General features: G+C 45.6%; 26 protein-coding genes. 7 read left to right on the top strand and 19 right to left on the bottom strand.

Translation table 11 applies throughout. The features are described 5' to 3' along the window. Positions 1–132: 132 nt before the first annotated feature. The 8 genes from GLW00_RS07710 to GLW00_RS07680 form a co-directional block, all read right to left on the bottom strand. Positions 133–1,494: a TrkH family potassium uptake protein gene (locus GLW00_RS07710; RefSeq protein ID WP_160912805.1), complete on the bottom strand. Its 1,362-nt coding sequence runs from the start codon at positions 1,492–1,494 to the stop codon at positions 133–135. Between the two features lie 168 nt (positions 1,495–1,662). Beyond that, positions 1,663–2,088 (bottom strand): YwpF-like family protein, encoded by a 426-nt coding sequence (locus GLW00_RS07705; protein WP_160912803.1) that lies wholly within the window; start codon positions 2,086–2,088, stop codon positions 1,663–1,665. Positions 2,089–2,168: 80 nt separating this feature from the next. Continuing rightward, positions 2,169–3,215: a GTP 3',8-cyclase MoaA gene (gene moaA, locus GLW00_RS07700; protein WP_439108890.1), complete on the bottom strand. Its 1,047-nt coding sequence runs from the start codon at positions 3,213–3,215 to the stop codon at positions 2,169–2,171. Next, entirely contained in the window at positions 3,187–4,458 is a 1,272-nt protein-coding gene (locus tag GLW00_RS07695) for a molybdopterin molybdotransferase MoeA (protein WP_160912801.1), read from the bottom strand. Before GLW00_RS07695 ends, moaA begins: the two co-directional genes overlap by 29 nt. 186 nt (positions 4,459–4,644) lie before the next feature. Further along, a complete protein-coding gene (locus tag GLW00_RS07690) occupies positions 4,645–4,782 on the bottom strand; it encodes a hypothetical protein (RefSeq protein ID WP_160912799.1) in 138 nt (45 codons plus the stop codon). 81 nt (positions 4,783–4,863) lie between these two features. Further along, on the bottom strand, positions 4,864–4,998 hold the full coding sequence (locus tag GLW00_RS20800; protein WP_255534870.1) for a hypothetical protein: 135 nt from the start codon (positions 4,996–4,998) through the stop codon (positions 4,864–4,866). A gap of 118 nt (positions 4,999–5,116) precedes the next feature. Beyond that, positions 5,117–5,254: a hypothetical protein gene (locus GLW00_RS07685; protein ID WP_160912798.1), complete on the bottom strand. Its 138-nt coding sequence runs from the start codon at positions 5,252–5,254 to the stop codon at positions 5,117–5,119. A 427-nt stretch (positions 5,255–5,681) separates the two neighbouring features. Beyond that, positions 5,682–6,215: an HD domain-containing protein gene (locus tag GLW00_RS07680; RefSeq protein ID WP_160912796.1), complete on the bottom strand. Its 534-nt coding sequence runs from the start codon at positions 6,213–6,215 to the stop codon at positions 5,682–5,684. 160 nt (positions 6,216–6,375) lie between these two features. Between GLW00_RS07680 and GLW00_RS07675 the strand changes: the two genes are divergently transcribed. Together GLW00_RS07675 and GLW00_RS07670 are read left to right on the top strand one after the other, a co-directional pair. Then, positions 6,376–7,101, top strand: coding sequence for an SDR family NAD(P)-dependent oxidoreductase (locus GLW00_RS07675; protein ID WP_160912794.1), 726 nt, complete (start codon positions 6,376–6,378; stop codon positions 7,099–7,101). 73 nt (positions 7,102–7,174) lie between these two features. Further along, a complete protein-coding gene (locus tag GLW00_RS07670; protein ID WP_160912792.1) occupies positions 7,175–7,507 on the top strand; it encodes a hypothetical protein in 333 nt (110 codons plus the stop codon). Between the two features lie 156 nt (positions 7,508–7,663). On the opposite strand, the gene GLW00_RS07665 is transcribed toward GLW00_RS07670, so the two are convergent. Continuing rightward, positions 7,664–9,049 (bottom strand): MFS transporter, encoded by a 1,386-nt coding sequence (locus GLW00_RS07665; RefSeq protein WP_160912790.1) that lies wholly within the window; start codon positions 9,047–9,049, stop codon positions 7,664–7,666. 762 nt (positions 9,050–9,811) lie between these two features. Here GLW00_RS07665 and GLW00_RS07660 point away from each other — a divergent pair. Then, the gene (locus tag GLW00_RS07660; RefSeq protein WP_160912788.1) at positions 9,812–10,375 is read left to right on the top strand and encodes an FAD-dependent oxidoreductase; all 564 of its coding nucleotides are present in this window, start codon (positions 9,812–9,814) and stop codon (positions 10,373–10,375) included. Between the two features lie 45 nt (positions 10,376–10,420). On the opposite strand, the gene GLW00_RS07655 is transcribed toward GLW00_RS07660, so the two are convergent. Then, the gene (locus GLW00_RS07655) at positions 10,421–11,944 is read right to left on the bottom strand and encodes a BCCT family transporter (protein WP_160912786.1); all 1,524 of its coding nucleotides are present in this window, start codon (positions 11,942–11,944) and stop codon (positions 10,421–10,423) included. A gap of 200 nt (positions 11,945–12,144) precedes the next feature. Here GLW00_RS07655 and GLW00_RS07650 point away from each other — a divergent pair, with 200 nt between their 5' ends. Then, positions 12,145–12,534: an SET domain-containing protein gene (locus tag GLW00_RS07650; RefSeq protein ID WP_160912784.1), complete on the top strand. Its 390-nt coding sequence runs from the start codon at positions 12,145–12,147 to the stop codon at positions 12,532–12,534. Positions 12,535–13,160: 626 nt separating this feature from the next. Here the strand turns inward: GLW00_RS07650 and corA are convergent. Then, the gene (corA, locus tag GLW00_RS07645) at positions 13,161–14,111 is read right to left on the bottom strand and encodes a magnesium/cobalt transporter CorA (protein ID WP_160912783.1); all 951 of its coding nucleotides are present in this window, start codon (positions 14,109–14,111) and stop codon (positions 13,161–13,163) included. Positions 14,112–14,224: 113 nt separating this feature from the next. On the opposite strand from corA, the gene GLW00_RS07640 reads away from it, so the two are divergent. Then, positions 14,225–14,806: a GNAT family N-acetyltransferase gene (locus GLW00_RS07640; RefSeq protein ID WP_160912781.1), complete on the top strand. Its 582-nt coding sequence runs from the start codon at positions 14,225–14,227 to the stop codon at positions 14,804–14,806. A gap of 49 nt (positions 14,807–14,855) precedes the next feature. Here GLW00_RS07640 and GLW00_RS07635 read toward each other — a convergent pair whose 3' ends face one another. The 4 genes from GLW00_RS07635 to GLW00_RS07620 form a co-directional block, all read right to left on the bottom strand. After that, the gene (locus tag GLW00_RS07635) at positions 14,856–15,869 is read right to left on the bottom strand and encodes a DUF1835 domain-containing protein (protein WP_160912779.1); all 1,014 of its coding nucleotides are present in this window, start codon (positions 15,867–15,869) and stop codon (positions 14,856–14,858) included. A gap of 111 nt (positions 15,870–15,980) precedes the next feature. Then, entirely contained in the window at positions 15,981–17,051 is a 1,071-nt protein-coding gene (locus GLW00_RS07630) for a CopD family protein (protein WP_160912777.1), read from the bottom strand. Next, positions 17,048–17,593: a copper resistance CopC family protein gene (locus tag GLW00_RS07625; RefSeq protein WP_160912776.1), complete on the bottom strand. Its 546-nt coding sequence runs from the start codon at positions 17,591–17,593 to the stop codon at positions 17,048–17,050. Before GLW00_RS07625 ends, GLW00_RS07630 begins: the two co-directional genes overlap by 4 nt. Before the next feature lie 164 nt (positions 17,594–17,757). Continuing rightward, complete coding sequence (locus GLW00_RS07620) at positions 17,758–18,375, bottom strand: Type 1 glutamine amidotransferase-like domain-containing protein (protein WP_160912774.1); 618 nt, start codon at positions 18,373–18,375, stop codon at positions 17,758–17,760. Between the two features lie 237 nt (positions 18,376–18,612). On the opposite strand from GLW00_RS07620, the gene GLW00_RS07615 reads away from it, so the two are divergent. Continuing rightward, positions 18,613–19,143 carry a hypothetical protein gene (locus GLW00_RS07615; RefSeq protein ID WP_160912772.1) on the top strand — a complete coding sequence of 177 codons (531 nt, stop codon included), beginning with the start codon at positions 18,613–18,615 and terminating at the stop codon, positions 19,141–19,143. A gap of 639 nt (positions 19,144–19,782) precedes the next feature. On the opposite strand, the gene GLW00_RS07610 is transcribed toward GLW00_RS07615, so the two are convergent. Both GLW00_RS07610 and GLW00_RS07605 read right to left on the bottom strand, forming a co-directional pair. Further along, a complete protein-coding gene (locus GLW00_RS07610) occupies positions 19,783–20,709 on the bottom strand; it encodes a manganese-dependent inorganic pyrophosphatase (protein ID WP_160912770.1) in 927 nt (308 codons plus the stop codon). 116 nt (positions 20,710–20,825) lie between these two features. Next, complete coding sequence (locus GLW00_RS07605) at positions 20,826–21,218, bottom strand: hypothetical protein (protein ID WP_160912769.1); 393 nt, start codon at positions 21,216–21,218, stop codon at positions 20,826–20,828. 222 nt (positions 21,219–21,440) lie between these two features. Between GLW00_RS07605 and GLW00_RS07600 the strand changes: the two genes are divergently transcribed. Next, positions 21,441–22,751: a glutamine synthetase family protein gene (locus tag GLW00_RS07600; RefSeq protein WP_160912767.1), complete on the top strand. Its 1,311-nt coding sequence runs from the start codon at positions 21,441–21,443 to the stop codon at positions 22,749–22,751. 201 nt (positions 22,752–22,952) lie between these two features. Here GLW00_RS07600 and GLW00_RS07595 read toward each other — a convergent pair whose 3' ends face one another. Then, a complete protein-coding gene (locus tag GLW00_RS07595) occupies positions 22,953–24,716 on the bottom strand; it encodes a beta/alpha barrel domain-containing protein (protein ID WP_160912765.1) in 1,764 nt (587 codons plus the stop codon). Between the two features lie 70 nt (positions 24,717–24,786). Further along, a complete protein-coding gene (gene rsgA / locus GLW00_RS07590) occupies positions 24,787–25,812 on the bottom strand; it encodes a ribosome small subunit-dependent GTPase A (protein WP_160912763.1) in 1,026 nt (341 codons plus the stop codon). Between the last annotated feature and the right edge of the window lie 94 nt (positions 25,813–25,906).

Below are 25,906 nucleotides of genomic sequence, written 5' to 3'. Positions count from 1 at the left end.
GAACATGAGCGAGTGTGTCATCACAATCCATGGAAGAGCGGTCATTCATTTGTTGAAAAATCCAATCATCTATAGGTTAGGCATGCTCTCTCAAAAGCTCCGACATATGTGCGCCCCCTAAACAGCTGTGTTCTAACCAATAATGATTCTTTCTCTAGGATAATGATACTTCCCTTGCGCTTTGTCATGTTTCTTAAAGGAGAACAAGAACGTCAATAACCCGATCCTTCCTAAAAACATGAGTAGCATGAGCACGATTTTCCCGAAGGATGACAGCCCTGGCGTAATGCCGAGAGATAACCCGACCGTTCCGAACGCCGAACAGACCTCAAAAACGAGTTCATTCAGTGTGAAAGGTTCCGTGATGGTCAATGTAATGACAGCGCTGAAGCAGACGAATAAGGCAACAATCGTGACAACAACCGCTTTATTCAAATCTTCCGGATGAATTTCTCTTCTGAACAACCGAATATTGTTTCCTCCCCTGGCAAAGGTCAGCACAAAGATGACCACAAGGGCAAATGTCGTCGTCCTGATTCCGCCTCCCACACTACTCGGGGATGCGCCGATGAACATCAAGGAAGACATGAACAACTGCGTTTGTTCCGTAAATTGGTTAATATCCATCGTGGCAAGGCCGCCACTTCTCGTCGTGACAGACTGGAACAGAGCATAAAAGAAAATTTCATGCCAGGACTTGTCTGTAAAGAAATGATTGCTTTCTAAAATGATGATCATGATGGTCCCAAGTATGACTAAAGCGAAGAAAGTGAACGTCGTCAGTTTGGCAAACAAGGAAAAACGAATCGATTTTTCTTCATGGTTCTGCATCAAATACTGTTTAACCTCGATCAACACCGGGAAGCCGATGGCTCCGGCGATGATGAGAATGATATTGATGAACTGGACAAAGTAATCGTGACGGAACGGAATCAAGGATTGACCCGTAATGTCGAAGCCACCGTTCGTCATCGCACTGATGGTACCGAAGAAGCCCTGTAAATAAGCTTCGCCGGGTTCATAGTATTGAAGAAAATACGTACCCAGAACAAGAAACCCGACGAGTTCGATCATGAGTACAACTAATACGATTTGCTTCACTAGTCGGACCATCCCGGCGAAGGACGTCTGGTTGTGGTCGGTCATAATCAAACGCCGTTCTTTCAAACCGATTTTCTTTCCGAGCATCAACCAGACCAGCGTACCTAAGGTCATGACACCGATCCCACCGAATTGAAGAACGATCGCGAGGATAAAATAGCCCGTCGTACTGAACGTTTCAGCCGTCGGCAGAGTGGTCAAACCTGTGACACTGACCGCACTGACCGCCGTGAATAAAACATCGATGAATTCGATTTTCACACCCTCCCGATGAGCCACAGGAAGGGCGATTAATATGGAAGATATGGTGACTGCGACCATATAGTATAATGCGATTAATTGGAATGGCGATAAGTCATTCAGCCATCGCAGGCTCTTTCTTCTCACCCACATAAAGTAAAACTCCTTTGATGTTGCCAGGTCTCATGGATGTCTCTCTATCACCACTAATAGTATAGCAGTATATTCGACAAATTACTTCCGTTTTTTAAATATTCTAAGACATTTGAACTAATACACACGTCGGAGGCGTCTGAAAATCAGACGCCTCCAACCGTATGCTTATGCTTTTGATTCCTGGCCACGCTTTTTGAATTCTTCTAAGAGGTCTTCTCCCTGGTAGCCTTCATCCATCAATTGCTTTAACACCCATTCCACTTGTTCCTGATGCCGATCGATAATCGTGCCCATAAAAATAACGTTCATCCGGTCGCCGATCATGTTGACGTCAATCGGTTTGACAAGGAAAGTCGCTGGACGGTTGCTTTGTTTCGTAATTTTCACTTGAATGATGATTTCTTCCTCTTTTTCTTTCATCGTTTCAAAGAAATCCCGATAGCTCTCATCGACGTAAGCCTCAATGACCCAACGGCCTCGGTCATCTTCTCTATTGATAATCAAACCGTCTTCCAGCTTGATGCGCCTTTGAGTGATATCCTCGTGCTTTTCTTCCACGATATCCAATGAAATCAGTTTAAAGGTTTTCATTCGAATGACCTCCGAGAATGATAATTATCTCTATTATAGAACACGGAGAGGACTGGAGCAAAGACTGAATTCGACCTTTTTTATCCTCCGATGTACGACATTTCGATTTTGTTCTCTTTCATCGGCTTGCCCTGGGCTCTGTCGACCGAATATTGATCGGTACGGCCCGTCCAGATCGCAAGCAGGTAATCTGTGATTGCTTCATCGTTCTCCCCTTCACGGAGCATGGTTTTTAAATCATACCCGGAAGAAGCAAACAGGCAGGTAAAGAGGTTCCCATCAGCAGACAAACGTGCCCTCGTACAGCTCGAGCAGAAGGCTTCGGTGACAGATGAGATCACTCCGATTTCTCCTGCACCATCTTCATAACGGTAGCGGGAAGCCACTTCTCCAAAATAATTCGGCTCTGTTGCCACGAGTGGCATTTCCCGATCAATTTGTTCGATGATCCATTTTTTAGAGACGACCGCATCCATGTTCCAGCCGTTATGGTTGCCCACTTCCATGAATTCAATGAAACGGAGCGTATCACCGGTTCCTTTGAAGTAACGAGCCATCGGCAGGATCTGGTCTTCGTTCATCCCTTTTTTTACGACCATGTTGATTTTTATTTTCAACCCCGCTTCTCTTGCCGCTTCGATGCCTTTTAATACGGGTTTCGTTTTGATTCCACGTCCATTCGTTTCCTTGAAAACGTGGTCTTCAATCGCATCCAGACTGATGTTCACTCGATCCAGGCCCGCGTCCTTCAGTTTTTGAGCCTGTCTTACGAGAAAGACCGCATTGGTTGTGACGGCGATATCCTCGATGCCATCAATTTCTTTTAACCGGCGCACGAGATCCGCGAGATCTTTCCTCATCAGCGGCTCCCCCCCGGTCAGGCGGATTTTTTCCACTCCGAACTTGGCGAAGATTTCCGCAAGCCGGACGATTTCGTCAAAACTCAGGAGCTCTTCTTTAGGTAGAAAAGCATAATCCGGACCGAAGATTTCCGCCGGCATGCAGTACGTACAGCGGAAATTGCATTGATCGATGACGGATATTCTTAAATCTTTAATGGGACGACCAAGTTGATCAATGATGTGTGAATCGATAAGATCACCCCTCCTCGAAATATTCTTGTCCACGTTGATCTTCTAAAAGGATCGCTTCTACGGCATCTCCTTTTTCAAACCCTCTTGTTCCACCAGGCAGCACAAGAAAGGCATCTGTCTTAGCTAAGGATGTCACGACATTTGATTTATCCTTTCCTGCTGGAGACACCATCACCCGGCCTTCTTCGTAGTGAAGTTTTCCACGCACAAACCGCGTGAAAGGGTTGGGCTTCGGGAAGTCCTCCCCAAGGGTTGCCTTGATGCGTGTATGGAAAGGCCTTGGATCTCCAAGCAGCTTTTGAATAATAGGATAGGTGAACAATTCAAAACCGACATAACAGGCGGATGGGTTTCCGCTTAATCCATAAAGCAGTTGGCCATCATGCTCAGCTACGGTGGTCACGCTGCCCGGGCGCATCGCGACTTTATTGAAAAGCACCTGAGCTCCCAGTTCTTCATAAATGTCGGGCATGAGGTCATAATCCCCGACAGACACGCCCCCTGTTGTAATCAACAAATCATAATCATGCAGAGAACGGGAAACGGCCTCAAAGCAAGCATCGAAGTCATCCACCAGTTTCCCTAAATAATGACCTTCTGCGCCTGCGCGTTCGATTTGGGATAGGATCATCGCAGCATTGGAGTTGCGGATCTTACCAGGTTGAAGGGGTTCATCAACATCAAGCAGCTCGGATCCTGTTGCAAATACACCGATCTTCGGCTTTCGATAAACCTTCACCTCTGGATATCCAAAGGTAGCGAGGAGCGCTTTTACACCAGGATTGATGCGCGTTCCCGCTTCGACAAGAACGGTCCCTTTTTCTGTCTCTGAACCTTTTCCAATAATGTTCTGGTTTTTATCCATCGATCGCTTCAAAGACATGTATGAGGAACCATGCTCTTCATACGTTTGACAGATCTCAAACATCGCAACACAATCCGCGCCTGCAGGAATTTCTGCACCTGTCATGATCCGCACAGCTTCCCCTTTTTCTACCGGTTTACTTGCAAGCTCACCGGCCCCGATCGTTTCCGTCACATGAAAGTGACCGGAATTCGTTCTGGATAAACCCTCCGTATCTTCCGAGCGCAGGGCAAATCCGTCGTAAGGAGATTTGTTGAAAGGAGGCACAGGATGTGTGGCCAGTAAGTCTTCCGCTAACCGGCGCCCATCCGATTGCTCAAGCAGAACGGTTTCCATTCTTCCATCTTTTTTATAGGTCATGACCCTGTCGACCGCTTCCGGTACAGGGAGTGGCGTTCTATGTAAGTTCATTTTCGATCCTTCCTTTAAAAAACGTCTTTCTTTGAACATATAGGAATGTTCATATTATTTCAAAGATTGTCTATGTAAGATTATGTACAATTCCCTCATCGCATGGAAAATAAACACCATTCTTACAGAGATATCCTGTTTTGAAAATAAAAAAGCCCGAAGCAATGGCTCCGGGCTCTGTCTTCTTTAAATGGGGTCGTAAACATTGACGACATGGTTGATCGCTGTCTCATCCTGCTGCTTTTTGCCACGTCTTTCTTCTTTACGCGCATGCTTTTTCTCATTACGCTTGGTGATTTTCTTATTTCCTGATGCCATGTTCATTCACTCCCCTCCTTCCTATTGTTCCAAGGGAAGGAGGATTTTATGATAAAACCTCTGCCTGTTCAGCAGAGGTTTTGAGGGTTATATGTGCGCGTATTTACTCTTCACATCATTGATTTTCTGTTCGATCTGCCGGCTGCGTCGTTTCGATTTCTCGACGGAGGCGGCATTCGCCCGTTCAATCACGATGGTAAAAAGAATCATGTGGATTCTCATGTTATTTCCTCCTCTTTGGACTGAGGCTAAGCGGTATCCTTCTCAACATTCAACCAGTTCATAAAAGCTATTCTTAGCAATTCTCCCATTGTCATCATCTCCTTTTATTTTGTACATGTTACACATAACGGCTGAATGCGGACTTCCGGTCAAGCCACTGCTCTTTAGCTGTCGGTCGGTACCCTGGTAACGGCTGACAACTTTTTTGTTTGTTTCTTGCAACTGTAATCGTAAAAATAAAGAATTGGATCGTCATGAAAATCACCTCTTTCTATAGTGTAATTTTTATATCTAAAGAGTAAAATTACTCTTAGATGACATAAGAAAAAGCCGCAGGGCATACTGCGGCTTTTAAAGATTTCTCTCCATTAAAAAAGCCACAGGAATACATTATGCATCTCCTGCGGCTGGTATGAGTGCTTTTGATAAAAATAGTCGTTAATCTCAGAAACAGATTTCTGCGCAGGTCGACGATATGAAGTTGGTTTGATTTTGTGTCATCCAGTTTTTCATGTTTTCCGACCTCGCTTTCTGAGAATTTTTTCTTACACTGGAAATTATATCGGACGTAATCCAGGAAGTAAAGCCTATTTCCAAAATATTCTTGACTTTTTTAGGAGGGCAGAGAAACCCTGCCCCAAAACGCCCCTGCTCTGATCCATTGTATGAAAGGCTTGCGAACCTTATGCCAGCTCATCATCACTTTCCAGGAATTCTTCGATTTTCAGATCCAATTCGTGCAATCGTTTCAGCGCTTCGCTTCGATCCATCTGTTTGTAATGATGAAGCCCCATCGGTTGTTCATCCTTTTCATCGGCTTTCGCAACAACATGCTGAAGCGCCGTTCTTTTTTCATCCAAACCGAAGGGTAGGTAACTGTCCGTGTGAAGAAGAACTGCCACTGACACTTCCTTTGCGACGAGACGGCTCTCACCAAGACGGATCAGAAGCTTATGGGCCCGTTCCGCCCCTTTGATCGCATGAATATCGGATTTCCGATATTCATCATAATCCCATTTCCCATCCCGGTACCACTCATAATGCCCCATGTCATGAAGCAAAGCTGACTTTGTAGCAAGATCAGGGTCCACTCCCTTTTTCACTGCCATATCATATGCGTAGCCTGCAACGGTGACCGCGTGGTTGATGCCTGAGCGCTGCAAATACTTTTGTGTAATGCGGTGTTTGAACACATCGACAAGTGTCACTCTGTTCATACGATCACCTCCGATTTTTAAAAAAGATCATATCATGATTCGTCATTCAGAACAAGATTCCACCCGTGGGCGGTTAACTTATAGGGAGTCACTCATTTCACATTCCTATGGAAGTTTACCCTATAATAGAAAAAGGAAACGATTCCGAGGAGGGATAAACATGACAAAAAACAATGAAACGGTACTGATTACAGGTATCGCTCAAGGCATTGGACGTGGATTAGCTATAGCTTATGCGGAAAAAGGATACCGGGTGATTGGCTGTGATGTGAATGAAGAAAAGGGCCGGATGACGATGAAAGAAGTGGGTGGGACCTTCCTTAGATGTGATGTCAGTGATCCAAAAGAAGTCGACGCTCTATTTCAAAATATAAAGGAACCTTTCTCTATTTTAATCAACAACGCGGGTGTCAGTGAGTTTAAATCCATGTTCGAACTGGATGTAGATGAATGGGACCACGTGCTGAACACGAACTTGCGGAGCTGCTTTCTTTTTTCAAAATATGCGGCTGAACGATGGAAGCAAGCGGATATTCCAGGACGAATCGTCAATATGGCGTCTACAAGGGCGTTTATGTCTGAGCCTGACTCGGAAGCTTATGCAGCGAGTAAAGGAGGCATTTTCTCGCTTACCCATGCGTTGGCGGCTTCTTTATCTCCCTATAACATTCGGGTGAACAGCATCAGCCCTGGTTGGATCCATACCGGCAATCCTGATGAATTAAGGGACAAGGACCATGACCAGCACTTATCCAACCGTGTCGGTACGGTCGAGGATATCGCGAAAGCCTGCTTTTATCTGACGGATCAGGAGAATACCTTTGTGAATGGAGAAAACGTAACCATTGATGGGGGAATGACTCGAAAGATGATTTATGAACATTGAAAATGGCGAAATGTTTAGTACAAGATTTGGAAGGGTAGTGATATAGCAACAAAACATTACGGAGGTGACGACAGTGAGTGAGCTGTCTTCTTACCAAATCACATTGAACCGCCCGTTGAAAACCAACCAGATTATGAAAGTTTACAAAACGATTTCGAAAACTGGGTGTGACTTATATTTACATCAAAATCAGCTGATTGCTGATGCCGGGCACCTTCCGAAATTATTATCATTTTTCCTATTCATGGACAAGGATGAATCGTTCGTCATGATTATCGACGGTGAATGTGTCGACGATGTTTACGACCAAATTGAAGGCGAGTGGCAGGATCACATTGCAGAAAGTACGTGCCGCAGGAAATACGATGATGCGATGGTTGAGAACGAAACTTCTATTTTAGTATAACTTTTGCGCAATTATTATCATATCTTTTGTATGAAACAGATGTCGAATGATCATGAACCTTCTTTTCAGCGAAGGAGTGATCCTCAATGTGTTATCAGCCTATCCAGAGACTCCTTCGCTTTCATCATTCTACATAAGACGAAAACCCGCTCCTTTTTACAAGGAAGCGGGTTTTTTCTGGGCATATGTCTGTTCTTTTTTATAAAAATTCAGCCGGAACTGCAGAAATCCTAAGACGATGATAAGGGCGAACGCAAGAAAAATGTTGCTGTAAACGGCTGTCGTACCTTCAAACCCGAACCAGTTGAACGGCTGGTTTGGATCAAATACGTCAAGCGCTCTTCCGATCAAGGCCCCACTCAGAGCACCAGATACAAAGTTAAGCAGGTTGAAGACTCCCATTCCGACCCCTGTTTCATTTTTGTGCAAAATGTTCGCAAGAATGTCCGCAGATGACGCCTGCACGAGCGGGAAACTCATGTAAGCCATAATGATCGCTCCACTCACGATATACGGATGAGCTCCGACAAGTGTAGACAACACGACAAACCCGGTTCCTAATAAACCAAGAGCCAAATAGAGAACGAACGTGTTCCCTTTTGAATCGACGAGGTTTCCCCCTTTTTGACCCATCAAGGCTGCACTCAACGCGCCGGGAAAAAGGACGAGACCGATCATCATCGTACCAAGCCCATACGCATCACGGAACATGATTGGAAGCATGAACATCATGCCGAACAAACAGACGACACCGAGAAAACTTGTAATGATGGTGGCTCTGTACTGATTGCTTTTGAATAGATGAGCTGGAATGAATGGCTCGTCAATGGACTTCATCCGCCATAAATTCAAGGCAAAGAACAGTACCGTAAACACGAACAGCCATGTGATCCCTAGTGTAATCCCAAGCATAAGTGTAGAAATCACCCCGGCAATCAAAGCGGCCCCAAGATAATCGATGTACCCTTTTTTCGACTCTTCCTGTGGTAGATTTTTACGTAAGAATGGCAGCGTAATGATTATCAACGCGGACGTTAAAAATAAATACCGCCAATCGAGAAAACCTGCAATGAACCCGCCGGCAATCGGACCGACACCTGAGGCAAAAGCCATCACAGAAGAAACGATGCCGAGTACTTTCCCTCGTTCATTCGGAAAGTAACGGATCGGAGCCAGAAACACAAGCGCTGGGATCATGGCCCCACCGACAGCCTGTATGACCCTCGCCATCAGCACCATTCCGTAATTTTGCGCGAAAAATCCGAACAAGGATCCGGCACAAAAAATGCTGAGTCCAAACGTAATCAACGTTCGATAAGGATAGTAGTCAGCCAGTTTCCCGTAGGTGAGAGCACCGACGGCATAGACCATGATATATCCCGTCATGACCCAGCTGACTTCCGACGGCATCAATTGATACGTTTTCGCTATATCAGGAACAGCGATGTTGAACATCGTTCCATTCATCACTGACATCATCATAACCGCACAAAGAGAGATCAATAATCCCTTTGGGTTACGTACCTGTTGTTCTTCCTCCATGTTTGATCTCCCCTTCTTTATTTCGTTACCCGAAATGATTCTACACGACATCCTTATCAAAAGCAACGGTCAAACGTTGGATATGGAAATTTTACTTTGCCTTCATATTTATTTCATATAAGCTCCTGATTGTTGAAGACTCAGTTTCGAGATGTTTGTGCAGTGGTTGGGGCTACGGGGGATGACTCGCTTTCCGCGGGAGCGCGGTGAGCCTCCTCGGACTGCGTCCTGTGGGGTCTCACCAAGCACTTTTTTCCCGCAGGAGTCTCGCCATCCCCCTCCGCCCCTTTGCTATATAACTATCTCGAAACCACTTTCCAATCTTCAGCTTTTCAGTTTAATGGGAGTATAAGGATGAAACTCCCATGCTGAGGGGATTAAACTCTGAAAGCTTGATACAGAGCATTTCCTAAAACAATTGGGATAAAGGAAGACCTTCCAAATTGGCGAAGGGGTTCGTTATCCTCCTTGTCGAATGGGGTGGTTGGGAAGCTGCGAGACTCCCGTGGGAGAAAGGAGATAGGTGAGATCCCGCAGGACGTAAGTCCGAGGAAGCTCACCACTCCCCCACAGGAAAGCGAGTAGCTTCCCAGCCACCCCTGACGCTCATACCAAGCAACGAACCCCGAAAACATCTCGAAACTGAGTCTTCAAGAAACCTGCCCGATTGTCTAATAAGCATTCATTACCTTGCTGCCAAAATTTAAAAAGGCGGAAGATTCAGATATAATGGAAGAGAGATTTCAAAAAAGGAGTGGTTGGATGTACGATGTAGCGATTATCGGTGCCGGGCCTGCTGGTGCCAGTGCCGGACTTTTCACTGCAAAAGCCGGAAAGAAAACGATTCTTTTTGATAACGGGAAAAGCATTACTGCAAAAGCCTGGGTTGAAAACCACTACGGCGTCAACCCTATCGAAGGTCCGAAGTTGTTGGAGCAGGGCCAGAAACAGGCCCAGAAATTCGGAGCGGAAATCGTTCAGGATGATGTCGTTTCCATTGAAGAAAAAGGAGAACTCTATGTCATTCAAACATCCGAAGGCAGTTATGAAGCCTCGCACGTCATTTTTGCGACAGGGATGTCAGTCAAGGCAGCTGAATCATTCGGGCTGGATGTCGTTGAAGGAATCGAACCACGTGTGGCGAAGATCATACAGACCGACGAGCATGGACGTACATCGAAGCCAAAAGTGTGGGCTGCCGGAACCGTTGCTGGTGTTAGTGTCCATACCATTGTCACATCGGGGGACGGAGCGAAAGTCGCCATCAACGTCATCAGTGAATTGAACGGCAAGCGTTATGTAGATCATGATGTGCTGGGTAAATAAGAAGAAAACAAAGCCCCCGGAATTTTTTCAGACCGGGGGCTTGCTTTATGATTTTTCATCATCTGGCGGGTTGAACCGTCCGACACCGAGTTCTCTCCCCTCTTTGTAAATCGCCTTAACAAAACTGATGACCATCATCAACATGATGATCGAAAATGGCAGGGCTGCGATGATCATCGTATTCTGCAACGCCTGCAGTCCACCTGTGTAAAGAAGAGCCAGGGCTGTTGCCGATAACAATCCTCCCCACGTCAGCTTGATCGATGTTCCCGGCGTTTCAGAACCACCGGTTGTCATCATCCCGAGGACAAAGGTCCCGGAATCTGCCGATGTGATGAAGAAGGTGGCAATCAGCGTCATCGCGACAATGGAAGCCAGCCATCCGAGCGGCACGTTCGAGAATACACCAAACAATGATTCTTCTGTAGCAAGAGAGGAAATCGTATCAATGGCATTGTGCTCCAGTTGAATAGCGGTACCACCGAAGGTTGCAAACCATAAGAATCCAATGATTGAAGGTACAACCAGGACCGTGAAAACGAACTCACGAATACTCCTGCCTCTTGAAACGCGGGCAATAAATACACCGACAAACGGTGACCACGCAATCCACCACGCCCAGTAAAAGATCGTCCACGCATTAATCCACTCTCTTGTTTCCTGATTGAGTGGAGCGATCCGGAAGCTCATGGTAGGCAGGTATTGAAAATAGGCGCCGATGGAACTTGTGAAGATATTCAAAATGAACATCGTCGGACCTACAATGAATACCAGAAGGAATAGAAGACCGGCAAGCGCCATGTTCGCATTACTGAGGATTTTGATTCCTTTTCCTAAACCTGTCCACGCAGAGATCATGAACAAAACGGTGACGATGGCGACGATAATGAATTGAACGACAATACCGGTCGGAATATCAAAAAGATAAGAAAGTCCTCCATTGATCTGCACGGCGCCAAATCCAAGGGTTGTCGCAACACCGATTACAGTCGCGATGACGGCAAGAATATCGATCACCTTCCCAAATACCCCTTCTGCCGCTTTTTCCCCAATCAACGGTTTCAACGTGGCACTGATAAGACCAGCATGGCCGTGGCGGAAGTTGAAATAAGCAAGCACGAGGGCAACGATGCCGTAAATCGCCCATGCATGGATGCCCCAGTGGAAGAAAGTGAACCGCATCGCGTCTTTAATGGCCTGATCGGTTCCAGTCTCCCCTGTGGGTGAACTGAGGGCATAGTGACTGATCGGTTCTGCCGTGCCCCAGAACACGATCCCGATTCCCATGCCTGCACTGAAGAGCATCGCAATCCATGTTGGACGCGAAAACTCAGGCTTCTCCCCTTTTTTCCCTAACTTGATTCTCCCAAGCGGGGTAAAAAGGAACGTAAGACAGACGAGCACAAAGAGAGTGACGACGATCAAATAATACCAGCCCAGCTTGTTGGCGATGAAGCCTTTGACGGTTGTGGTCGACTGTTCCAAACCTTCCGGCCAGACCACACCGATGATCACAAGCACAAGCATGATTCCAGCTGAGATTTTGAAAACGGTATTGAATTTTTTCATCTGTAAGCGATCCCTTCCAAAAAAGATTGTTAGAGATAGTATCTTTCCCCCTGCTTTTCCTATTCTCGTGGAGGAAACTGAAAAATAAGAAAGTTGCTTTCCCTTGCCATACCTGTCAGACTTGAATAGTTAAAGATAGTAAAGATACTCCGTATGAACGGACCGCTTTTATAGAAGAAAAAATCATGGAGGTGAAGACGATGATTGAAGTACGTACGTCTACACTTGAAAACGAAGAATTGAACCGCGGTATTTTCGCGCAAAGGGATATTGCCAAAAACGAACTCATCCACCAGGCTCCTGTGATTCCTTATCCGAATGAAGAACACGTGCACATTGAAAAAACCCGCCTGGCTGATTATGCGTTTGAATATGGCGAGAACCACACCGCTTTCGTGCTCGGATACGGTATGATGTTCAACCACTCCTATGAGCCTAATGCTAACTATGTCATCAATTTCGAAACACACACGTTTGACTTTTATGCTTACAAAGACATCAAAGCAGATGAGGAAGTGTACATCAACTACAATGGATTTGTTGATGAACAAGAACTTCTTTGGTTCGACCAGGACGAAGAAGAATCATAATGAATCATATCAAAAAAGGTCGTGACTAGTGTCACGACCTTTTTTATTAGCGAGGGCGGCGCTCCTGGATATCAACAGAGATTTCAAAGATATTAATCATTCCGGTCATCTCCTTTGTTTTGTTGTTACTTTAAGTATAGAGCGCTTTCCATTTCTTTCTAACGGCCGTTGGTGTGATTTCCCTTCATCCTCTGGTCTGAAAAAGGACGGAGGGTAAAGAATGGAGAAGCTTCATCCTCTTTCCTCAGAGGGTAGATACTGATAAATGCTTTAAACCCACCGATAAACGTGCAAAAGTTACCGATAAAGCCTGAAAAGTTACTGATAAATTCTAGAACCATCAACAAGTAGTTCCTTTGTATATGCGTTCAACAAAGAAAACGCTCGCGACCGAGGTCACGAGCGTTTCATCCTATACATTCAGCGGGGGCGGCGCTCCTGGATATCTGTTGAGACTTCAAAGACGTTGATCATTCCGGTCATCTCCTTCGTTTTTGTTGTTACTCTAAGTATAGACCGCCCCGCTTCTCTTTCTAACGGCCCTTGGTGTGATATCCCCTCATCCTCTGGACCGAAAAAAGACGGAAGCCAACCGCCTTGGTGGCTTCCGTCTTACGTCTCTTCATTCAATCAAACCAGCCTTTGTTTCTGAACCAGATGAACATCGCAACCGCTACAGCAATCATAATCCCCCATACGACAAAATAGCCGTATTCCGTTTGCAGCTCCGGCATGTTGGCGAAGTTCATGCCATACACACCAACAATGAATGTCAGCGGCATGAAGATGACACTGATGACGGTGAGAATCTGCATCGTCCGGTTCGTTTCATGGGAGTTTAAGGAAAGGTAGCTGTCCCGGATATCCTGGGTCATTTCCCTGTTTGATGCGACCATGTCGGCCACTTTGATCAGGTGGTCATGAATATCCGCAAAGTACTCTCTCCGATCGAAAACCCCGTCCAAATGCCGGGTGTTCAATATTCGGTACAACAGATCCCTCATCGGGTGGATCGTCTGCCTCAACGTCAGCAGTTCACTGCGGCGATCGAACAATTCCTCAAGCAGCCTTTCCATAGACAAGTCTTTCGTATTATCTTCAATTTCGTTGATATGGTCCTCAATTTTATAAATGATCGGGAAGTAATGATCGACGACTTTATCGAGGATCTGATGAAAGACATAATATTCGTCGACATCCTGATGCAGTCTCGTATTTCTGACAATCTTTTTCGCTTGTTCCAAGGGTTCATTCTTTTCCTTGTGAAAAGTGACGAGCGAACACTCACCGAGAAACACATCGATTTCCTCCCGCTCAAGCGTCTGCGGATTTACGGAATGAACGACGATGAAGCTGTGATCATCATAATAATCGAGCTTCGGGCGCTGCAGTCCGTGCAGGCAGTCTTCCACCGCCAAGGGGTGAAACTCGAACGTTTTCTCTAATAGTGTCACTTCCCCTTCAGAAGGCTGATTGAAGTCGACCCAGTACCAGTCCCAGTCCCCACTGGAAAGTTCTTCGATGGAAAGATTATCTTGCAGTCCTCGTTCTTTGCTATAAGCCATAACCTCAATCATGCGTTTCACCTACCTATGTACGTCTTATTCTTTTATAACCGTAAACGAAAATATTCAAACAACCATTCTCACTTATGGTACGATGAAAGAAAAGCCGGAACGGAGGCACGCGGATGCTGCAACGATTAAAAAGTGATGAACAATTGAACGGACAACGAGTGACATTGCGGGCAATCACCGAGAAGGATATCCCCGTCTTGTACCAGTTGATCTACAACGGCGACCAACCGGAATGGAAGAAATGGGATGCCCCCTACTATCCGCTGGAGCCTCATACACTCGAAAGCTACCGCAGTCATGAAAAAGCCCGTATCCACAGGCTCGGGCCAAACGAACCCGATTCACGACTCATCATCGAAGTGGATGGAAAAACCATCGGTACCGTCACGTATTACTGGGAACACAAACCTTCCCTATGGCTTGAAGTCGGGATCGGCATCTATGACCCTGACTATTGGAACGGCGGCTACGGATCGGAAGCGCTTGAGATTTGGGTGGACTATCTTTTTCGCACGCTCCCTCTCGCCCGTGTCGGTTTGACGACATGGTCCAAAAACGAGCGGATGATGCGTGTCGGTGAAAAACTCGGCATGAAAGTCGAAGGCCGGTTAAGGAAATGCCGCATTTACGAAGGGCAGTTTTATGATTCGATCCGCATGGGAGTCCTTAGAGAAGAATGGATGAAACGCGCGTAAAAAAAACGCTTGGCCCGCACAGCCAGGCGTTATCTTTTTTTCTGCCGCTCTAAACGACTGATTGTGTTTTCCCTTTCACATCGTAATACCTCATTCCCCTCGGTACACCTCTCATTTGAAATTCCCCATGAAGAACAAGTTCACGAACACGATACTCAAAAAAACTGTCCCCGACGACTTGGGACAAATGCCCCAGTACCTCTCCGATTAAACGAGCGGCTTTTATGTAGTCACCATCCTCACTCTCGCGCTGAAGCTTTTCCAACGATTGGATGAGGACTCCATCAAAATGGTTTTCAGATGTCGAGTGTATGCCGTTCTCAAAGATCCGAAGATTTGTATTTTCATTTGATAACGTCCGCCACTCTTCCTGATAGGCTTCCATGCTCTCTTTAGACACAGGATTCCTTGAAGGCAACAAACTCACAAAACGGTCCGGGGACAATTCTCCTGTGTGAAGCGGAAAATCTAAAGCATCCGTTACTTGAACAAGATCGATCGGGTTGGTTTTACTCTTCAAAAGGTGCATCACAAAACATAGACCTGTCTGTTCATGCGCATTGGCCCCGACCCATATCGTGACAGGCACATTCGCTGGAATGGATGTTAATTCATCCATGATTCTCAATAAATCCTCTTCCATATGGATACACTCTTCATCATCCATAATCAGATGGGAAAACAGCCACTCTTTCCGCTTCTTGATCCCCTCTTCTTTGTCCAAGTGCTGTATCGGCCCAATGGAAAACATCGGAGAAAGAGCCAGAACTTCTTCCTTTGTCTCTCTTTGTCTCAGAGCAATCTGCAATGAACCTTTCGCAGATTCACTAAAGACGATATGAACGCGTTCGATGGTTTTGCCCTCTTCTGTTTGGAAAGGATGCAAACGTTCATCACAGACCTGTTCCGTTCTATTCTTCATTTCTTTTACCTGACTGAGCCACTCACTTTCAGAAATCTTCCCTTCTTCTACATAAGAAAAGAGCGACCACTGATGGAGTAAAATGGCGCGGAGTTCATCCTCCTTTAATGCTTCCAGTTTTCTTTTGATCGATGCATTCATCATTCCCTCTCCTTATCCATTGAAATTCCTTTCATGACCTCCCCTTCCTACGGATAAAGAAATAGAAAAGTTTCATTCCATAAAAAAACGAACACCTCTGTAGGTGTCCGTTTAATTCATGGATACACTGCTCATAAGACCAAGATATAAAGACCATACAACCATGGCACTGACAAAAAAAGTACCTGCCAGCGAATTCCGCCTGATCATCACACCGGTAAATAAAAGGAAAATAACAGCTAAAGCGAGAGAGGATAGACCGATCAGGTTCGGAGCGAAGGTCAATGGGCCGGCCCCTTCCACTGTCGTGAATACACGGAAAAGGGCAGAAGGTTCCTGGTGCTCCAACGTTTGCGCAATATTATGCGGGGTTTCCTGTTCGGTCATATATCCTGTAATCGTATAGATGAAAACAATGAGAAGACTCTCCGCTTTCCACCAGCGCTTGGGCGAGAAGTCAGCATTCTCTGCTACTAGACGCTTCATGAGAAAACCATTGATGAAAGCAAACAGCAGGAGGACCACAAACAGGAGGTGTTTGATCAACAGCGCCTGGCCATAAGATAGCATCCACGAATCCAGGATACTTTCTGATAGAAGAAAACTCATAGCGACACCTGTCAACACAATCCATACGATGCACGCGATGGCTGTCTTTGTAAACCAGCCAACAAAAGACTCCCAGTGGTTTTCCCTCTCAGAAAAAAAGCTGACAACGAGTAGTATACCGGACCATACGCCGACAGCGATGAAATGAATCGCATGAAAAAGTGCTCCTTGAACAGACGCGGTGCTCGCAGCGTGACCCGTTATGCTTTGAGTGAGGATCATCCCGACGAGGATGAATAAACTGAATGAGTAGGCGACCTTTGGGCTTTTGATCATGTTCAGGACGATGGCATGAAGGACAGCCAGGGACAATAATAGCAGCCAGGCCTGTCCCCCTTTTAACTGGGTAAGAACATGAAATAAACTCTCCCATAAGCCCCCTTCTCGATATTCCTGCAGCATGGCTGCCAGCTGCATGACTGGATAGACAGCTAAAACAGGTACAGACAGAGTGATCGTAGTCCATGTTTTTCTACGTTGGGCAAGCTTTTCATCAGTAAAAGACAAGAGGCTTGCACCGATGAGAATGGAGAGGCAAGCATAGAAAGCTCCATTCGTTAACGCATGAATCATGATTTTTTCCTGATCCCCAGGAATACGAGCACAGCAGTAATTAGAAGGCCAAATCCAAGTACCGGTACAATCCAGACCATTGATTCATTCCCTTGTTCAGATGCCGCCACCTGCTGATCTTCAGACTCTTCTCCTGAAGCTGCTTCCGGTTCCTCTGTTTCAGATGCTTCAGGTTCAAACGCCTTGTCGTTCACTGTATATTGAAACGTCAACTGATTTTCCATGACATGCCCGTCCTCGCCGATGATGCTGTAAAAGACCTCAATGTCTCCACCAGCTGCTTCTTCGGGAATGTTGAATGCGATCACGTTATCCGGGGAATGGGTATAGTTGTCTATTTGGAGTTCTTCTCCATTCTCCCCCGTCACCGTTAAGGCTGTAGGCTCCTGAACTTTGGAATCGAAGGTCAGTGTGACACCAGGGTTTTCTGATGATAACGCACCTCCTGATTCAGGTTCTGAGCTTTCAAGATGTGTATGTGCCTCGACCGTCACCGGCAGGGCAAGTACGACTAGTAAACTTAACAGGGATATATATTTCATGATTTCTGCTCCTTTACTCTTTTATAATGGTTACGTACAAAAAGGGATTTTGGTTCACTCCCCCTCTAATTTATATCAGAGCAAAGGTAGTTATTCCAGAAGAAAAAACGGACAATTTGGTGAACAAAAATCTTGGTAAAAGGATGAAAAATCTGTTTCAAAGGTTATTCGATTGACGTTTTCGTGCCTTCTTGAAGAGTATAATTATTACCGCTGATCCTTATCATGCGACCATTAGTAACGAGTACAGACCCCCCATCTTCCATTGCAAGGATTCGACTACTCTCTTTGTCGCTCAAAAAAGAGCTTTTCCCCTCCATTTCAGCTTTGTAGTGACACCATATCCTGTAATTTTCTACAAGATTCAGACCTTCATGTAATCCTGCTCTATCATTTCCTAAAAGGATAGCTCCTGCACTTTGCCCGAAAATGATGCCGCCTCGTTTGTAAAACTCAGAGAGAGCACTGTAGAAACCACTTTCGCTCACCAATCTTCGCAGCTTCAAGGAACACCCTCCGCTGATATAAATACCTGCGAACGTCTGAATATCCACGACTGAATGATTATTAAGATCAGTCCACATCTCAAACTGAGTCACACCATATGGAATCAGACATCTTTTTATGTAACAGAAACTTTCCTCATGCGGCCTCCGCACAGGATCACCAGCTACAGGAATATACAAAAGAGGTTTGTCCTTGTCCATTCTTTCTGCGAGCGTTTTATGAGCTTCCTTGTTCTGCTTCGCGCTTCCTCCACCTGAAAGAATTAAAGTTCCCATTCCACCACACCTCTACTTTTATGAAACATGTTCGACAGAAAAACAGTCCAATCACTTACGCTGCGTCATACAAAGAGTTACGACATATCGTACTGGAATCGCAAACCTGAATTCTCACTCACTTATTTCCAATTATTTCAAACCTTCACGAAATACTCAATTCTTTATGTAAACATGCAGACGTTCTACATGATACGATACGAGTAATGAAGGATAGCAAAAAGGAGCCCGTTACCTATGTACAAAATTCTTACAGGAATCTTCTTACTTACCAGCATCGTTTTCGCTTATCTCTGGTTCGATACAACCAGGTCCTCGGAAATCGATACGTTTACGAGAGATGCCGCCACTTCCGCTGTGTCCGAACTTCCTTTTCGTATTGAAGACGTCATCCTATCTTTTGAGTCGTATCATAGCGAAGAAGATGAAAAAGCGAATTTCTACGCAGAGACATTACTCACCCGCAGCCTCCAGCAACTCACTGGCAATCAAAGACTATTGAATGCAGCTGAAAGATCGAGTGAATTGGAAAAAGGGTATTTCCGAGATTATTCGAATGAGTTGTTCAAGCTTCGATCGGTGATTACTAAGGAATCATTTACAAATGAGGAATCAGACAAGGTAGAGGAGATTACGGCTGCTTTAAAAGAAATCCATTCCGATGTGCAATACATTATTGAAAAAGAATCGTTCACAGTATCGGACAAGGAAAAAATGCAGGCCCTGACAGAAACGATCCGCACATTTAATGATCAGTTTCTTTCGTAGGTATCACCGCCGTCTATAAAACTATATGGCAGGTTTCTTGAAGACTCAGTTTCGAGATTTTTGTTAAGTGGATGGGGGCTGCGGGGAATAACTCGCTTTCCGCGGGAGCGCGGTGAGCCTCCTCGGACTGCGTCCTGTGGGGTCTCACCCTGCACTTCTTTCCCGCAGGAGTCTCGCCATTCCCCTTCGCCCTTTACCTAGGTTGATTCTCGAAACCACTTCTAAAAGGTCACCTTGAATAATGAAACGAAATGAATCATATAAAATTTTCTACTGCGGGCTGACAGAACTTAAGGCTTGATATAGAGCGTTTTATGCCTACTTAGGATAGAGGAATAAGAGACACTCACTCTCGGTATAGGGGTTCGTTCCACTTCTCCACAAATGGGGTGGTTGGGAAGCTGCGAGACTCCCGTGGGAGAACGAGATAGGCGAGATCCCGCAGGACGCAGTCCGAGGAAGCTCGGCGCTCCCCCACAGGAAAGCGAGTTGCTTCCCAGCCACCCCTAACGCTTAACTAGGCAACGAACCCTGAAAACATCTCGAAACTGAGTCTTCAAGAATATAGTGAGCTTATATGGAAGAGAATGAATGCTATAAAAAAAGCGAACGCCTCACAAGGAGGGTTCGCTTTTATTCTTATCCGAAATAAGTATTCAATGGAGGGACGATTTGCTTCTTACGGGAGACGACACCTTTCAAGACCGCCTGATTACCATCAAGCTCCGTTTCGAAAGCTTTCGCCACGGCTTCTGTTTCGTTACCGACTGCTACGACTGTCGAGTCGCTTTCAAGAATGTCTGTAACTACAAGCAGGAACAGGTCCAAACCTTTTTCAGAAACGTTCTTTTCAATGGCTGCTTCAAGCTCGCTCTTACGGGAAAGAACATCATCTGTATCCACTGTATTCACCTGGGCGATTTCTACTTTTTTATCTCCCATGTTGAACCCTTTTGCATCAAGGGTGATCAGCTCTTCAGCTGTCTTGTCACTGATATCCGCGCCTGCTTTCAACATCTTCAGGCCATATTCTTCAGCATCAACACCGGCCATCGCTGCAAGTTCTTCGGCAGCTTTACGATCTTCGTCTGTGCATGTCGGTGATTTGAAAAGAAGCGAATCAGAAATAATCGCTGACAGCATTAACCCTGCCATTGGCTTCGAAACCTGCTGTCCTTTTTCCTTATACAACTTGTTCAAAATCGTTGCCGTACAGCCGACTGGCTCCGCACGGTAGTAAAGCGGTCCTTTTGTTTCGAAGTTTGCAATACGGTGGTGGTCGATGACCTCAAGCACCTGCACTTCATCAATATCCTCTGCACTCTGCTGGCGCTCGTTATGGTCGACAAGGATGACCTGTTCGACTTCATCAGATACACGCTCAACCAGGCGTGGCGCATCGACATTGAACTGATCCAAGGCAAATTGAGTTTCTCCATTTACTTCTCCAAGACGAACCGCTTCTACCTCTTCGCCAAGGGCTTTTTTCAATTCAGCATACACAAGTGCTGAAGTAATCGTATCCGTATCCGGGTTCTTGTGCCCGAAAATCAATGTTTTACTCACAAAAATCTTCCTTTCTTTATCAAGGGTATGTAGGATGTCTTGTCCGTCTCGATTATAAAATAGATTGCATCCATAGTCCATCTTCTCCTATCATTCCCCTTAATATGGAAGGAAAACTATTCTTTTTCGAATCCTTTTACCAAAAAGTACCCACAGAGAACCTGAATCACCGAACTCACAGAAGGATTCGTAATCAATAGATTCGGTAAAATAGAATCGACAGGAATGACATAGGGTACAAGCAATACATATAAAGAAGGAAAAAGAAAGAAAAGGCCATATCTTTTCTTCCATTTCCATTGTCCTTCTCCTCCCCATTGTTTAAGGAAAGCTGGCAGTGCGAGCAAAATTCCTACAGGGACATATACAAATTGTGAGAAAATAATATAAAAATAAAAATTTTCTGTCACAAGAGCGGTGCCCTGTACTTTCACAGTCACGAGTGAGATGAAAACCAGGTAACCAAAAATAGCCACAGACTGCATGAATACAAGGTTTTTACTGTTCATACAACACCTCCGTTATCCTTATAATCTACCTTATGTTGAAGGACGAATTTTTTTACTAAATCATAGGTTTAGGGGAAAAAAATAAGGGAATTTAAATAAAAGAGATTTGAGATTTGTCTACACTATGTGTTAGAATTCCTTACATAAGAAAAAGTGAGGTACATATCCAGCACTATTCCGGATACAAATCTCATAATAAAATTGTAAAAGAGAGGGTAATGTATGACTTACACAAAAGAGCAAATTATTCAGGAAGTAAAAGAAAACAACGTTGAATTCCTACTATTAGAATTCACAGATATGTATGGGGATACGAAAAATGTTGAACTACCGGCTGAAGAACTAGAAATGGTTTTAGATAATGAAGCGATGTTCGACAGTTCTTCCATTTCCGGTTTTTCCGATATCCAAGAAAGTGACATGTATCTCGTACCAGACTTAGATACATTCCTACTACTTCCTTCTTTGGTCGATGAAGATCGCAGTGCGCGCTTCATTTGTGATATCTACAAGCCAGATGGCACTCCATTCGAAGGAGACCCTCGTTACATCCTTAAGCGAGCAATGAAAGAAGCTGAAGACATGGGATACACAGTAAACGTCGGTCCAGAACCTGAATTCTTCCTATTCAAATTGGATAAAGACGGTTACCCGATCCGCGAAATGAACGACCGCGGTGGATATTTCGATGCTTCTCCGAAAGATAAAGGAGATAAAGTACGTCGTGACATCGTTCGTACACTTAAGAAATTCGGTTTCGAAATGGAAGCTTCCCACCACGAAGTTGCGATGGGGCAGCACGAAATCAACTTCCGTTTTGACAACATGCTGAAAACAGCTGATAACATCCAGACGTTCAAAAATGTCGTAAAAGATATCGCAACAAACCACGATTATCATGCGACATTCATGCCTAAGCCAATTGCAGGCGAAAACGGTTCTGGAATGCACGCACACCTTTCCCTATTCAGAGATGGCGACAGTGCTTTCTATGATGAAGATGCGAAAGATGGCGTTTCTAAAACGATGAAACAATTCATCGCTGGTATTCTTCACCACGCCCGCGCCATTGCAGCAATCACGAACCCGAACGTGAACTCTTATAAGCGTCTTGTTCCTGGTTATGAAGCACCTGTAAGTATCGCTTGGTCACACTCCAACCGTAGCTGTATGGTCCGTGTACCAACAACACGTGGACAAGGTACTCGTTTCGAAGTCCGTAACCCGGACCCGACAGCGAACCCTTACCTGACACTTGCGGTATTGATCCAAGCTGGTCTTGAAGGTATCCGTAACGAATATGATGCAGGTGAAGCAGAAAGCCGTAACCTGTACGAAGTTGAGGACGACAGCGTACCAACACTTCCTACAAACTTGAAAGAAGCTCTTTCTGCACTTAAGAAAGACGAAGTTCTTCTTAAAGCTCTTGGTGATCACACAGCCAATGCTTATATCGAAGACAAAGAAGATGAGTGGACTCAATACTCCTTGCAAGTAAGCAAGTGGGAAATCGACAAATATATGAACAAGTAAGAATTAGAAAAGCAGCGCCCCTCCGATGGGGCGCTGCTTTTTTGTGTGCTCTTCTCTTATCTTGCGCGCGTTTCTCTCTTCTTGCGCGCGTTTCTCTCTTCCTGCGCGCGACTCACTCTTCCTGCGCGCGACTCACTCTTCCTGCGCGCGACTCACTCTTCCTGCGCGAAAGGTCATCCTCAATTCGGATGACTTTTCGCTTCATTTATTCATTAAATAACGATACGACAGAACCAAGCCTCCAACATAAAAAGACAAGGCGATGTAAGCAGGCAGCAAGTGAATGAATGTCGTATAGCCGATCATGATATGTACAAAAATCCCTGCGGCAAAGGCAGGCACTCCTCCAATCAGGAACATCCACCAGAACCAGCGTTTGCCCTCGTGATACCCCCACAGAGCGCTCATCAAAACTAGCGAGCCCACACTGAACAGGGCGCTCCCGAAGCCGGCGCGGTCGTGAGCGATGACGGGAATCAATCGCTCGTTGAAATTCTGAATCAATTCAGGAGGCATGCACAGGTAGGTAATATCGGTCGGGATAAAAACCCCTGTCACTCCGATATAAGATATGATGATCCCCCCGAGAACAAAAGAGAATCCGAGGAAAACAAAGCAAAACTGCCCATAGACGCCAAGGAGCCAAACTCTATGATTTCTACGATTCTTGGAAGCTGGCTTTCCGGAGAGGCCCCGGGATTTGAACCATCCTGTAACATATAATGGCAGGAGGATCATCCAGAACAACAGGTGCAGCCAGTCAAAATATCCATAACCAATAAAGAAGAGAATCCCTAAAAAGCCTGCAATCGCAGCAAAGTCAATCGATTGTTTAGCCCATTTCTCTCCTTTTGAAACAGAAAATCTCGCCAGCCACATGTAAAGCAGTCCGCCTGAGATCATCGTTCCAGCGAGAGTCATCCGGTCATGGGCCATAAACCAGAGAATCCGTTCATTAAACAACAGCAGTTCCTGGCGGGATATTCCTAAAAAAGCTTCATCATAAGGAAGGATCACCGAAGTCAAGCTGAACACCAACGCGAGGATGCCTCCGAGGAAAACTGCCAGCCCGAACAGAAAATACCACATCCAGCCGGTTTCCTCATCGTGTGTTTTTGTTTTTTCGTCCAACAGCGCCTCGTGAATCCGCTTCGGTAATCCAGGACCTGCATCAACGTATTCAGCAGAGAGGAACACCATGCTCGCACCGGAAGAAAAGAGGGAGAGCGCATCTTCCGGTTCTTTCACCCCACCGATCGTAATCACATCGCAGCCTCTCAACATTTCCAATGCCTTCTTATGTTCTTCTAAATTCCCTTCATTAAAAGATTCTTCTAAAATAATGCCCGTGGCTCCTGGAAATCGATCATTGTCAGACACGTTTTTGCTTGGCACTCTTAAAAAAACGGGTTTCCATACTGCTAGTCTTTCAACTAAATTCGGCTCCCATTCCTGATGCGCAATACTGAATACCCCGTTAAATTGTTGGAGTGCTTTGGCCATAGTCACTATTTCATCCTGCGATCCTTGCAGATGGAAAAGGAAAGGAACGTCTCTCTCCACCTTTTTCAAACGACGCACCGTTTCTTCAAGACCAATCGACTCCCCTTGATGCGGAAGCAGGATACGCCCTTCTTTCCGTTCGGGAAAGTCCCCCTTCTGCGGTTCCATTGTCACCGGTCCAATTTCAATCATGCTGAATCCTAAGTTGCTGAAAGCCTTCGTACCCGTTAACCGCGGATCGATTTTCCCCGATAATCCGACAGGTCCACGGACATACTCGTTCCCAATATAAACGGATAATCTTTCAGAGATCTCCTCCCTGCCTAGAAAATCGATGATATGGCTGCCTCCAGGTAGAGACGCGATCCGGTTCATATTTTTATGTATAAATTCCCTTGAAGTTACAGGGGATATCTTTGAAAGCCATGGTTTGAACAACACATGATACGACCAATCCGGCATACAATCTTCCTTTACTATAAAATCAAAAACTATATAAGAAAAGAGGCACCGGACCCGGCACCTCTCATTTCTACTTGATTGCGTTCGGTCCGTGCAGCATCCGGTTTGTGCGATGCGTCCCGTACCGATCTTTCAGCTCGAGCCGCTTCAGCTCCCGTTTCAACTTGTTGTAGCTTTTCAGACGTGCCGCTTCAAGCTCTCCTGTTTCTATTGCCTGCTTCACTGCACATCCTGGTTCTTGTTCATGCTTGCAGTCTCTGAACTTACAGGACGTGCTCAAACGATCGATGTCAGAGAAGGTTTGATCCACCCCTTCTTCATCTCCACCCCATAGCTGCAATTCCCGCATACCTGGAGTGTCGATGATATAGGTTCCGTTCGGCAGTTCAAACAGCTCTCTGTGAGTCGTCGTATGCCTTCCGCGCTGATCCTCTTCACGCACACCTTGGGTCACTTGTTTTTCCATGCCGAGCAGGTGATTGATGAGTGTCGATTTTCCAACACCTGAGGATCCTACAAGAGATATCGTTTCGCCCACACGTATTTCAGTGCCAAGCTCATCCATTCCTTCCCCTGTCAAACTATCGACCGCATAGACAGGAACACCAGGTGCTACACTTTCGACTTCTGTGATGTGATCAGGAACCGTGGCGCATAAGTCCCTTTTTGTTAAAACTACGACAGGGCTTGCGCCGCTTTCATAGATCTGCTGCACATAACGTTCGATTCTTCTCACGTTAAATTCCTGGGTCAAAGCGGTGACGATAAATACGGTATCCACGTTCGCCGCAATGATTTGCTCCTGATGACTTTCTCCCGCTTTTTTCCTGGACAATGTTGTCCTTCGATTCAGGACGCGGTGGATCTTTGCACGTGCTCCATCATCATAGGGTTCAAAAACCACCCAATCCCCGACGGCCGGGTAATCTTTGTCGAGCTGGACGGTATGATGAAACCTTCCGGATACTTCACCGTGTCGCTCCTGTTCATCATCCACGACGGTGTATAAGCCGTGGGTCAGACGGGTGATTCTTCCGATTTGTTCTCCTTCAATCATCTGCGCTTTAAAAAATTCTGTACAATCGTTTCGTTTCATTCGATTCCTCCTGAGTATTTGGAGGACGTTACGAGTGATGTCCTCCGTGATTTGATTGATTTGCATGGATTAGAATGGTTACGTTTGCCATAAA

The organism is Halobacillus litoralis, from assembly GCF_009856445.1.
GTDB lineage: Bacteria > Bacillota > Bacilli > Bacillales > Halobacillaceae > Halobacillus > Halobacillus litoralis.
The sequence above is the reverse complement of the archived record's forward strand: the minus strand, read 5'-3'. Positions and strand labels throughout refer to the sequence as shown.

Coding starts and splice junctions, on each gene's coding strand:
- GLW00_RS07650 (WP_160912784.1), top strand. CDS start 12,145: ATGATTGAAGTACGTACGTCTACACTTGAAAACGAAGAATTGAACCGC.
- GLW00_RS07680 (WP_160912796.1), bottom strand. CDS start 6,215: ATGAACAGAGTGACACTTGTCGATGTGTTCAAACACCGCATTACACAA.
- GLW00_RS07685 (WP_160912798.1), bottom strand. CDS start 5,254: ATGACGATCCAATTCTTTATTTTTACGATTACAGTTGCAAGAAACAAA.
- GLW00_RS07595 (WP_160912765.1), bottom strand. CDS start 24,716: ATGCCGGATTGGTCGTATCATGTGTTGTTCAAACCATGGCTTTCAAAG.
- GLW00_RS07615 (WP_160912772.1), top strand. CDS start 18,613: ATGTACAAAATTCTTACAGGAATCTTCTTACTTACCAGCATCGTTTTC.
- GLW00_RS07605 (WP_160912769.1), bottom strand. CDS start 21,218: ATGAACAGTAAAAACCTTGTATTCATGCAGTCTGTGGCTATTTTTGGT.
- GLW00_RS07675 (WP_160912794.1), top strand. CDS start 6,376: ATGACAAAAAACAATGAAACGGTACTGATTACAGGTATCGCTCAAGGC.
- GLW00_RS07625 (WP_160912776.1), bottom strand. CDS start 17,593: ATGAAATATATATCCCTGTTAAGTTTACTAGTCGTACTTGCCCTGCCG.
- GLW00_RS07640 (WP_160912781.1), top strand. CDS start 14,225: ATGCTGCAACGATTAAAAAGTGATGAACAATTGAACGGACAACGAGTG.
- GLW00_RS07690 (WP_160912799.1), bottom strand. CDS start 4,782: ATGAACATGGCATCAGGAAATAAGAAAATCACCAAGCGTAATGAGAAA.
- GLW00_RS07660 (WP_160912788.1), top strand. CDS start 9,812: ATGTACGATGTAGCGATTATCGGTGCCGGGCCTGCTGGTGCCAGTGCC.
- GLW00_RS07635 (WP_160912779.1), bottom strand. CDS start 15,869: ATGAATGCATCGATCAAAAGAAAACTGGAAGCATTAAAGGAGGATGAA.
- GLW00_RS07710 (WP_160912805.1), bottom strand. CDS start 1,494: ATGTGGGTGAGAAGAAAGAGCCTGCGATGGCTGAATGACTTATCGCCA.
- corA (WP_160912783.1), bottom strand. CDS start 14,111: ATGATTGAGGTTATGGCTTATAGCAAAGAACGAGGACTGCAAGATAAT.
- GLW00_RS07665 (WP_160912790.1), bottom strand. CDS start 9,049: ATGGAGGAAGAACAACAGGTACGTAACCCAAAGGGATTATTGATCTCT.
- GLW00_RS20800 (WP_255534870.1), bottom strand. CDS start 4,998: ATGAGAATCCACATGATTCTTTTTACCATCGTGATTGAACGGGCGAAT.
- GLW00_RS07630 (WP_160912777.1), bottom strand. CDS start 17,051: ATGATTCATGCGTTAACGAATGGAGCTTTCTATGCTTGCCTCTCCATT.
- GLW00_RS07620 (WP_160912774.1), bottom strand. CDS start 18,375: ATGGGAACTTTAATTCTTTCAGGTGGAGGAAGCGCGAAGCAGAACAAG.
- GLW00_RS07600 (WP_160912767.1), top strand. CDS start 21,441: ATGACTTACACAAAAGAGCAAATTATTCAGGAAGTAAAAGAAAACAAC.
- GLW00_RS07655 (WP_160912786.1), bottom strand. CDS start 11,944: ATGAAAAAATTCAATACCGTTTTCAAAATCTCAGCTGGAATCATGCTT.
- GLW00_RS07695 (WP_160912801.1), bottom strand. CDS start 4,458: ATGAACTTACATAGAACGCCACTCCCTGTACCGGAAGCGGTCGACAGG.
- rsgA (WP_160912763.1), bottom strand. CDS start 25,812: ATGAAACGAAACGATTGTACAGAATTTTTTAAAGCGCAGATGATTGAA.
- GLW00_RS07705 (WP_160912803.1), bottom strand. CDS start 2,088: ATGAAAACCTTTAAACTGATTTCATTGGATATCGTGGAAGAAAAGCAC.